At 29.5% G+C, this 9,435-nt stretch carries 11 protein-coding genes; all 11 read right to left on the reverse strand.

The window, feature by feature from the left end:
* Positions 1 to 227 precede the first annotated feature (227 nt).
* Positions 228 to 1,298, reverse strand: coding sequence for a DUF4365 domain-containing protein (locus AO58_RS0116440; RefSeq protein ID WP_024982737.1), 1,071 nt, complete (start codon positions 1,296 to 1,298; stop codon positions 228 to 230).
* Positions 1,299 to 1,452: 154 nt separating this feature from the next.
* The gene (locus AO58_RS0116445) at positions 1,453 to 1,923 is read right to left on the reverse strand and encodes a hypothetical protein (protein WP_024982738.1); all 471 of its coding nucleotides are present in this window, start codon (positions 1,921 to 1,923) and stop codon (positions 1,453 to 1,455) included.
* A gap of 49 nt (positions 1,924 to 1,972) precedes the next feature.
* Positions 1,973 to 2,503 carry a hypothetical protein gene (locus AO58_RS0116450; RefSeq protein ID WP_024982739.1) on the reverse strand — a complete coding sequence of 177 codons (531 nt, stop codon included), beginning with the start codon at positions 2,501 to 2,503 and terminating at the stop codon, positions 1,973 to 1,975.
* A gap of 66 nt (positions 2,504 to 2,569) precedes the next feature.
* Positions 2,570 to 2,794: a hypothetical protein gene (locus AO58_RS0116455; protein WP_024982740.1), complete on the reverse strand. Its 225-nt coding sequence runs from the start codon at positions 2,792 to 2,794 to the stop codon at positions 2,570 to 2,572.
* 302 nt (positions 2,795 to 3,096) lie between these two features.
* Positions 3,097 to 3,675, reverse strand: a complete 579-nt coding sequence (locus AO58_RS0116465; RefSeq protein WP_024982741.1) for a hypothetical protein — start codon at positions 3,673 to 3,675, stop codon at positions 3,097 to 3,099.
* A 163-nt stretch (positions 3,676 to 3,838) separates the two neighbouring features.
* Positions 3,839 to 3,985, reverse strand: a complete 147-nt coding sequence (locus tag AO58_RS18070; protein WP_155959427.1) for a hypothetical protein — start codon at positions 3,983 to 3,985, stop codon at positions 3,839 to 3,841.
* A gap of 399 nt (positions 3,986 to 4,384) precedes the next feature.
* Positions 4,385 to 5,242 carry a hypothetical protein gene (locus AO58_RS0116475; RefSeq protein WP_024982742.1) on the reverse strand — a complete coding sequence of 286 codons (858 nt, stop codon included), beginning with the start codon at positions 5,240 to 5,242 and terminating at the stop codon, positions 4,385 to 4,387.
* A 201-nt stretch (positions 5,243 to 5,443) separates the two neighbouring features.
* Positions 5,444 to 6,346: a hypothetical protein gene (locus AO58_RS0116480; protein WP_024982743.1), complete on the reverse strand. Its 903-nt coding sequence runs from the start codon at positions 6,344 to 6,346 to the stop codon at positions 5,444 to 5,446.
* 375 nt (positions 6,347 to 6,721) lie between these two features.
* On the reverse strand, positions 6,722 to 7,903 hold the full coding sequence (locus AO58_RS17415) for a toll/interleukin-1 receptor domain-containing protein (RefSeq protein ID WP_035718005.1): 1,182 nt from the start codon (positions 7,901 to 7,903) through the stop codon (positions 6,722 to 6,724).
* A gap of 17 nt (positions 7,904 to 7,920) precedes the next feature.
* Positions 7,921 to 8,349 (reverse strand): hypothetical protein, encoded by a 429-nt coding sequence (locus AO58_RS0116490; RefSeq protein ID WP_024982744.1) that lies wholly within the window; start codon positions 8,347 to 8,349, stop codon positions 7,921 to 7,923.
* Between the two features lie 5 nt (positions 8,350 to 8,354).
* A complete protein-coding gene (locus AO58_RS0116495; protein ID WP_051536749.1) occupies positions 8,355 to 8,942 on the reverse strand; it encodes a toll/interleukin-1 receptor domain-containing protein in 588 nt (195 codons plus the stop codon).
* Positions 8,943 to 9,435 lie beyond the last annotated feature (493 nt).

Here is a 9,435-nt window from a genome sequence, read left to right on the forward strand (position 1 = left end):
GAGCTTGATTTGCGTCGGCACGCTAGCTAGTTCATTATTATTTTTTCAGTTGCAAAACGTCTGGTTGATGTCGGCTGTGTCTTTTCAACGGAGCTATACACCCTAACGTTCCGCCGCTTCTCGTCAGTTGCGAACTGCGGAACTTTTTATTTTCTGTTAAAGATAAAAATTCTTGCGAAATGTGAGCGTGAACTTACCACAAAATTCGCAATTGCGAGAAACGGCTGTTAGCTGCTGCCGTTTTTGTCATCTTTTAAATTCTTGTTCTTCTCTATGACTTTGTAAATAAATAAGTCAAAATCTTCTTTATTTTCAAACTCTGTATTGTCATAGTTTACATGAATTATATTTTCATGACTTCTTTCTTCAGGAATTATAGTTTTAAAAACTAATTTTAGATATGGTATGTCTTTATGAATCCAATAATATGCTCCAGACAAAACGAGCGTACTGTAATATTGAATTTTGTCTAAAAGTAGAGGTAAAATAATTTTTAAAGGCTTTTTTGCAACTTCGTTTGAGACATCATCATAAGACCAATCTGTAATTCTTGCCCAATATTCAAAATTGAAAAGATTTTTATATTCTTCGTCATTTAAGTCTTTTTTTGGAACTTCATCAATTAATATTTTTGCACATTCCAAAACCGTTTTAAACATATCTAATGCTTGTACTTCTGTCCATGCATCATAGTGCCAAGTATCAGTATATAGTTCATAGATAGAATGTATATTTCTAAGAATACTTTTATGGGCATAAAGAATGTCAACAATGCTACTTTGAAATGCTATTTTTTGAATAAGAGTTGTTGACAAGAAGTTTTCTGTCTTTTCTAATGTCTTCGCTTCTTCAGGAGTTTTACTCGGAATTCCCTTTGAAAGATCTATAGCTGGTAAAAATTCAATTGTTTTACTCTTTTCTGAGCCATCTAATAAAGTGGTTGCTTGCCAAAATATTGATTTTGTAAAATATATTTTTTCAGTTCTTAAATCAACTGCAAACACTATTACGTGTGTTCTAAAACATAATTCTGTCCAATAAGACAATGTCGTTTGTTTGATTCCTCCAACTGTTGGTTTTTCGTCAGCACGAATATAAAGTTCCTCTGCACTTTTAACTTGTGCTTTTAAGTACCTTCCAATTACCCTGTCTTTAAATACAATTTCAATTTCAAAATCAATTCCATAATCATTTTCGGTTGCATTTCTGAATATACCGAGGTCTTTAAGTTTGTATAGAAGTATTGCAAACGAATCAGATTGAGATTTATGCTGTTTAATTCTTTTCGGAAAATCCATAGTTGTCTATTTGTAGTTTTACGGTTGCAGCTAACGTTCCCGCGCTACACGCAGTTTGGGACTAAATTAAGCCCTATTTTCGGATTTGCCAAATCTTCCAAATACAAACCAATTTTTCCATTAAGCCTAATACCCAAATTGCTTGTAGCGTGTGTTAGCGGTAGTTTTTTTTTATCACGTCATCAATTAAGTTTTCAGCAAAAAGAAACATTTTTTCATCATTAATTGATTTTTCGTAACTTCTTAAAATTTTAATTTTTTCTTTTACATTTTGTAATAAATCGAGTTTTGGTTTTCGAATATTTTCCAAATACATAATATCTTGTAATAGACAGTCTGAATCATCCAAATGATTCAACAACACAAATTCCATGAAAAATATTTCATAAATATCAACTTTGTTTAGTATTCTATCGTTTTCATAAGAAAGAATTGCCCGAGCAAAAATAGAATGCTCATAATCTTCAAAATTATTTAACTCAACTTTTAATTTTTCCCATTCTATGTTATTAAATGAATCTAATATTTCGTAAATTAATTCGTTGCCTCCATAATTCCAAAAATCTCCGTCAATATTTCTGAACTCTTTAATTATTTTTTTTATTTCACTTATCTTTTTGTTCATACTTTTTACAAATAGCGATATTTGGTGTGTTATTTTTTTTGATTCTTCTTCATGGGATTAAAGATTTTATTGCTTTAATAGTTATGTCTAGTTTATAAAGATTATATCCAGATTCATTTATAAAACTCCAGGAAATAATATAATAAAGCAAAACGTTTGGTATACTTGATACTAAAAAATAGGTTTGTAAATCTAATTTTGGTTTTCCAACTTTTTCTATAAAGTCTTTTTTCCAACTTTTATAATATAGTATAGCGTAAAATCCAGTCAAACTTATACAAATTGCTCCCATTATTGCTAGTGGAATTATTCCACTGGCAATATTTAATGATGGTAGAATAAAACCAAAAAAAAGAAGAAGTACTACAAACAAAGCTAGCGAAAAGATAAACGCTAATTTATTTTGCTTTGGATACGTTTTTAATTTATGCTCTAAAATTTTATTTTTAGCCGCTTCAATTAATGCATTATATTCATTTGAGTTTATTTCTTTTTGTTTTAAGAATTTTTCAATATCAAAATCATCGTATCGCGCATTTATTTTGTCAACAATAGCTTCTATAATTTTTTCGTTTTTCATAATAATCAAAATCTTTACGAAGTTTCTTTATGTTTTTAAAATATCTTTTTATCAATGAAATTTCTTTTACCTATCGTTTTTTACAAAGTTTATCCATTCCATTAAAAGATTTTTCATGTCTTCTAATGGTATTTTGGTATAAAGATTAATAATAATGTTTGGAGGAGAAATTTTCAATTCATCTTCATCACTAGCTTCACCTTTGTCTAAGACAAAATATTCTTCAAAATAGCTGCCTTTTTGGGCTTCTATGATATCAGTAAGCAAACCTTCGCATTCAATTATGTGCATTTGATTGACTTTATTTGCGATTCGTTGGCTGTCATTATCTCCAAAGTTATTGCATATGAATAATATTTTCCATCCTCCTTTTTTTTGTCAAATGAAAGTTTGTATTTGTCTTTTATTGTCATATTATACATTTATTAACAATGAAGTTTTCGCTTAAATTACCGCTAACGTCCCGGCGCTTGGCGAGGTTGCGAACTTCGGAACTACTTATTTTCTGTTAAAGATAAAATTTCTTGCGAGAAATAAACGTGTATTTACTACAAAATTCGCAATCTTGCCAAACGCCTGTTGGCAGATCGGTTTTATTTTCCACGCAATATTTCTCTTAATTTTTCATAATCGCCACTCATTCCAAATTCTTCCGTATTAGATTTTGTCCCAACAATTACACTTGCATCACAACCAAAACATATTTTAGCTATTCCGATTATTTTTGACTTTTTTTTGAATATTAATATATCTCTATAAATGTAAATACATCCAGTTTGATATGCTTCCGAATGTTTTTTTTCTGTAAAAACCTCGTCAATTTTATTAAACTTATTTTCTTCAATTTTCGATTTTGTATATCCAAAAGATTTTAAATTGTCGATAAATTTTGTGTCATTAATTGATTTTGGAATTTCTCCCAAAATTATTCCCATTTTCAAAGAATCTTTTTTTGACTTTTCTTGATTATCATATAATTCTCCAATTTGGTCTTCTTCAATTTCACTTTGATAATATTCAATTTCGTCATATTCAAAATATTTTCCGCCAGTTATTTTCGGTCCTTTTATCACGCTTTCATTATTCTGCTTTTCAACATTTTCTGCTTTTTTTTCTGTTTTGGAATTACAGCTAAAGATTAAAATTGTTATTAGGAATATAATATTTCTCATATGAGTAAATTTCGTTATTCGTTACGTTTTTCCAAACTGTCTGCCAACGTTCCCGCGCTACACGCGGTTTGGGTCTAAATTAGCGTTAATTTTCGGATAAGCCAAAACTTTAAAATTACTGCCAACGTTCCGGCGCTACACGCGGTTTGGGTCTAAATTAGCGTTAATTTTCGGATAAGCCAAAACTTCCAAATACAAAACCAATTTTCCCATTAAACCAATTGCCCAAATCGCTTGTAGCGTGTGTTAGGGTGTGTAGCGACACGTTTGAAAAGCACCAAAGTTCATCCGTTCCAATTTTCCAGTCCAATGTCAGCAACTTTTCCACGTTTTAATTTCGGTAAATTTTTTGTTTTCTGTTTGTCGTCAGAATGATGTTTTTCTATTAAAACTCAAAAAAAAATCGAAAAATTTTTCCGCTTTCCGTTTTCCGCAAAGTGATTCAAATTTGCTTTTCTTTTGCATTTCGATGTCAAATTCCGAGCTTGATTTGCGTCGGCACGCTAGCTAGTTCATTATTATTTTTTCAGTTGCAAAACGTCTGGTTGATGTCGGCTGTGTCTTTTCAACGGAGCTATACACCCTAACGTTCCTTGCAGCTACACGAGGTGCAAGGCTTCGTGACTGCATATTTTCTATTTAAGATAAAAGTTCAATGCGAAACGGCAATTCCACTAAATCCTTGCATCTTGTGTAACTGCTGTTATGCCTAGTTTTTCTTAAATAGTCGTTTTAGTTTATTTAAAAATCCACTTTCGTTTTCATTCTCTGTTTGTTTAACACTTTTTTCCATTTCTGCTACTATTTCTTTAGCTTTTTTACTTTCGTTTATGTGAACTCTTTTTGGTTCTTGTACAATTTGTCCAGTTAGTCTTTCAAAATTTGTTTTAGCAGTTTCGAATATATTAATTTCGTCTTCGGGCCTGTCATCAACATATGAAATTTCAGGAAATAAACCACTACTAGACTTCACTGATTCAGATTCAAAATCATTCATAATACCTTGATAAATTCTCGCAGCCATTTCTGTTTGTTCAACTTTTTCATATGATTGAGCAAATTGAAGCATATCTTCTCCAATTTCGTGTTTCTGTAATAAATTTCCAATTGAATTACTTATTTGTGCTTTTGTTGCACTAAGATTTGCAATTGATTTATCTTGATTCTCAAAATTTTTCAAATGCTCAATAAATTCTTGTAATTTTTGTCTAATTATTGGATTTACTTTGTACAAATCTTCAATATCAGATAAGTAAACACCCTTATTCATTGCCGTTTGCGCCATTAACTGTATAAATCCACCCATTTTAAAACCAAGTTCAATTAAAATATTTAAAAAATTAGTGAGTTGAATTTTGTCGATATCAGATTCTTTTAGTGCTTCAAATATTGTTAGTCCTTCCAAAAATTCTTCTTGGTATCTTTTTGCCGAAAAACTCTCAGCATCAATTTCAACTGTTTTATAGTTTAAAATGTCTAATAAATATGTGTGAATTTGAAATTCTGTTGAATTTTTTAAAATTTCCTTTAAATCTTCAAATTTATTTTCTTTGATTAAATTCGTCATTTTTTACTTTCGGTTTTTAAAATTAGGCATAACGTTCCCGCGCTATAAGCAGGCTGGGATTAAAGATGCGTATTCTTTCGGTTAAAAACAAATGCATCAAATACAGACTATTTTCAAATTAAACCAATTGCCCAGCTTGCTTGTAGCGTGTGTTAGCCGTTTGTTGTTTTTAAGTAATACTTATTCTTTTGACTTTATGATTTAGTATAACTTCGACTTACTTTTATTTATTTTTATGATTTCGCTTCCATAATCATCATATGTCGATATAGTAGTTTCTTTTATTTCCCAATTATTATAATTATTTACATCTGTTTTTTTAAATAAATGATAATCATCTCCATATTCTGATTTTTTAAATTCATAAATTATATATCCATGACCTCCTGCACCTGACAGACCTGAATGTGTTATGGTTTTGTTTTGGTAATCAATAGTTGTGTAACTATATGCGTCTGCGCTTGGGTTACCATAGTAGAATCCTGAAAAATTAGAAAATGGCTCTTCAGTCATTTCTCTAAATTCTAAATTATTATAGTCTGGTGTTTTGAATAGTTTATTTTGTGAACCACCTTTTTCATATGTTTTGGCATAAGTTAGAATAAGTTCGTCTTTATCGTCAAAATCTACATCTTGAAAAAAGAAAGGAATGTATGTATATCCGAAACCTTCTTCTTCTTTAGAAGTTCCAACTTTTTCAAATTTCGGTTTTATATATTTAGATATTTGTGTAAAACTTTGGTTTTTTATATATTCTCCATCTTTAACAGTAATATATTTTAGATTTTCTTTATCAATGTCTATTGTAAATTCAGGGTGTAAAACCCAAGATATTTCTTTAGTGTTTATATTTTCAAAAATTAGTATCGCTGGACCGCTAAAATTTTCTGAACCCATAACTTCGAGTTTTCCTCTAATAAGCCATCTTGCACTTACATTGTAACCTTTAATTGGGGTTGAATATTTAATAGTGATTTCTTTATTTTTCTTGTCAAGATTATTTTCGGTACTGTTAATTTGTTTATTAGCAGATTCCTTTTTGTCCTGTTTCGAACAAGAAGTTAAGGTTAAAAATAGAAATAAAATTAAAATTGTGTTTTTCATAGTTGTTTTTTTTTGCTAATGAGTTCTGTTTTTTGGTTATAAAATTGCATTAGATTCTTGATTCTGCACTACAATGACGGCTAACGTCTTGCTAGTAGGCGATGGTCGGGCTAAATAAAGCAATTATTTTCGGATTATCACTAATTTGCCAAATACAAAATCATTTTTCCATTAAGCCTGATTCCCGACTATTGCTTACTAGCTGTTATGGGCTGCTTGTTTTTAGTCGAAGTTATGATTTAAACCACAAATTTTTCAAGTTTCTGGTGGTAAATTTGATCTTTCACGTTTCTGTTTTGTATATTTAATGAGGTATTTAACTTCCCAAAATAGCTGTCGTCAACTATTTTTATTGCAAATAGTTATGGACTGTTATCAGTTTAATAAATTAATTTCCTTATAATTAGGATCAACAAACCAATAATCATTTATTTTTTTAAAGTTAAATTTATTACTCTTTAGTTCTTCAATGTCTATTTCAAATATTTCTTTTTTTAAAGATTGAAAATAGTTTAATTCATATTTTACCCATTTTGATGCTAATGAGTTTTCTGATTTAATAAACAAAATGTTGTCAGATTGCTCCAATCTTTTTTTAATTACTGATATTGTGGATTCTCCAATTAAGTTTCTTTTTAAATATGATTCGTCATTAATCCAGTCGCAATAAACATTTTTATTATTAAGGTTTAGATAGCTAATTACAGACTGTACTTGTTTAAAGTCATTGCTACTATGTGATATGAAAAAATGATAAGTTTTAAGTTTTTGTTCTTTTGAATTCTCAATACGATATTCTAATTCTTGAGGTATCGATTTTATATTAAAATGTTCCTTGCTATAAATGTTCTTAAGAAATTGTCTACATTTTTTATTATTACTAGGTATTCGCATATATTTTTGGCTTCTTAAAACAGCAAAATGTTTTAAACTTTGCAAATGTTTAAATGCCATTTCTCTTAATTGAAAATTATATTCGGTATCTACTTTTTTTCTAAAAAAGAATAATGTCTTATCACAATAATATCTTTCCAATTCGTTAAATATATAAACACGGTCTTTTTGAGATGTATTTTTTTGTTCGTAAATACCTATTAATTTATCTAAAAAATTAGGCTCTAATTCTTGTGATTTTAATTTTGCTTTTTCAATTTTATCTTTTATGATTTTTATTTTAGGAAGCCTTTCAATATTGAAGTTTTGTTTGTCTAATTTGTATTTTTCAATATCAAAGGATAACTTGTGGTTAGATCTAAATTCCTTACTTAGTATGTTTTTTACAATCTTTAGTTCTCTAATTATCTCGACAGAAGTTGGGAATATGTGACGTATTTTTATGTTTTTTACATTAAGCTTTTTGTCTTTTAGTTTATAGTAATCACTTATCTCATTTAATTCACGCCACTCATAAGGGTAATATTTATGTATTAATGAAATTATTATTTCAAAATCATAATTTAATGGGATGAGTATCGAAATTTTAGTCAAATAATTCGAAAATTCTTTTTTGCTTTTTTCAAGGACTTTATTGGATTGATTTTTGGTAAATCCAGACATATTTAAAAATTAAAGATTTATTTAAAAATATTATAAACTGTGATTCCTAATAAAATTATTGTAGTAATACCGTAAAAAGTAGATAAAGTAGATGAATACATAATTTTCCATACAGAATCCACTTTGTTTTCGAATCTCCTATAGTTTAAATTATATTGATAATCTTCACTTTTTAGACGGTTTTCGATAACCCAATTATACAATTTTATGTAACATCTTTCCTTATGTAAAAAGAACGCATCTAAATACCAAAATGCTACAAGTGGAACTAAGAGTATTATGGAAAAATATGTAATATCATTTGTTACTAAAGTGTCTTTTGTCAAAGCTAAAACAGCAACGATAATTGTAATTGTCCAGCCTTTTAAGAGGAAAGAATTATGCGCCATTCGATTAATAACTCCTTGTATTAAATCAATTTCTTTATGTAAAGTTTCTTTGTCCATTTTATTTATTGTTTTAGCCATTCACTTAGTTCTGTTATATATACTGTTCCTTCTTTGTTTGCAGGTTTTTTAACATAATAGCCTTCTTTAAAGAAATGACCGTGAATATTGGTGAATGATTTGTTATAATCTATTCGAGGATATATTTGCAAATACTCATTACCTTTATAATTATGATCATAAGTACCTGGTTCTTTCATTGGAAGTATTGCAATGTTGTCAATAAATTTATGGGTGTCACCAAAACCAAGTTCCCAATTACACCAATAAGATTCTATAGCTTTTTCGGTAGCTAATAAGATGAATTTTTTGCTGAATTTTATTACATCTTTAATCCTCGTTGCTGTTTCCCCTGACGTTTCTTTAGGCATTTTATTGTCCATACTGTCAATGTAAACCTTTACATCATATTCTTTTAATAAACCCATTACACCTTGCAAATCTTTTAAATCACTATGCTTGTGTGAAAGGAAAACAGTGTTTGAATTTGAATATGGTTTTGTATGACTAAACATCTTTACTTCGCGCAAAGATTCATTCACAAAAGATTCAGTTATACTTTTTGATTGGAAATATCCTCTTTCAAATATCATATTGCTTGTTTTTTAGTCAAGTTGCCCATAACGTTCCCGCGCTACACGCGGTTTGGGCCTAAATTAGCGTTATTTTTCTGATTAGCCAAAAAAAAATGCCCAAATCGCTTGTAGCGTGTGTTAGGGTGTGTAGCGACACGTTTGAAAAGCACCAAAGTTCATCCGTTCCAATTTTCCAGTCCAATGTCGGCAACTTTTCCACGTTTCAATTTCGGTTGCTTTTCAGTTTTCTGTTTGTCGTCGGAATTATGTTTTTCTATTAAAACTCAAAATAAAAACGAAAAATTTTTCCACTTTCTGTTTTCCGCAAAGTGATTCACACATGCTTTTCTTTCGCATTTCAGTGTCAAATTCCGAGCTTGATTTGCGTCGGCACGCTAGCTAGTTCATTATTATTTTTTCAGTTGCAAAACGTCTGGTTGATGTCGGCTGTGTCTTTTCAACGGAGCTATACACCCTAACGTTCCCGCGCTACACGCAGGCTGGGATTAAA

The organism is Flavobacterium succinicans LMG 10402, assembly GCF_000611675.1.
Taxonomy (GTDB): domain Bacteria; phylum Bacteroidota; class Bacteroidia; order Flavobacteriales; family Flavobacteriaceae; genus Flavobacterium; species Flavobacterium succinicans.

Excerpts from the sequence above, each read along its gene's own strand:
- AO58_RS0116440 (WP_024982737.1), bottom strand. The coding sequence starts at position 1,298 with ATGGATTTTCCGAAAAGAATTAAACAGCATAAATCTCAATCTGATTCG.
- AO58_RS0116465 (WP_024982741.1), bottom strand. The coding sequence starts at position 3,675 with ATGAGAAATATTATATTCCTAATAACAATTTTAATCTTTAGCTGTAAT.
- AO58_RS0116450 (WP_024982739.1), bottom strand. The coding sequence starts at position 2,503 with ATGAAAAACGAAAAAATTATAGAAGCTATTGTTGACAAAATAAATGCG.
- AO58_RS0116495 (WP_051536749.1), bottom strand. The coding sequence starts at position 8,942 with ATGATATTTGAAAGAGGATATTTCCAATCAAAAAGTATAACTGAATCT.
- AO58_RS0116455 (WP_024982740.1), bottom strand. The coding sequence starts at position 2,794 with ATGCACATAATTGAATGCGAAGGTTTGCTTACTGATATCATAGAAGCC.
- AO58_RS0116475 (WP_024982742.1), bottom strand. The coding sequence starts at position 5,242 with ATGACGAATTTAATCAAAGAAAATAAATTTGAAGATTTAAAGGAAATT.
- AO58_RS0116490 (WP_024982744.1), bottom strand. The coding sequence starts at position 8,349 with ATGGACAAAGAAACTTTACATAAAGAAATTGATTTAATACAAGGAGTT.
- AO58_RS0116480 (WP_024982743.1), bottom strand. The coding sequence starts at position 6,346 with ATGAAAAACACAATTTTAATTTTATTTCTATTTTTAACCTTAACTTCT.
- AO58_RS17415 (WP_035718005.1), bottom strand. The coding sequence starts at position 7,903 with ATGTCTGGATTTACCAAAAATCAATCCAATAAAGTCCTTGAAAAAAGC.
- AO58_RS0116445 (WP_024982738.1), bottom strand. The coding sequence starts at position 1,923 with ATGAACAAAAAGATAAGTGAAATAAAAAAAATAATTAAAGAGTTCAGA.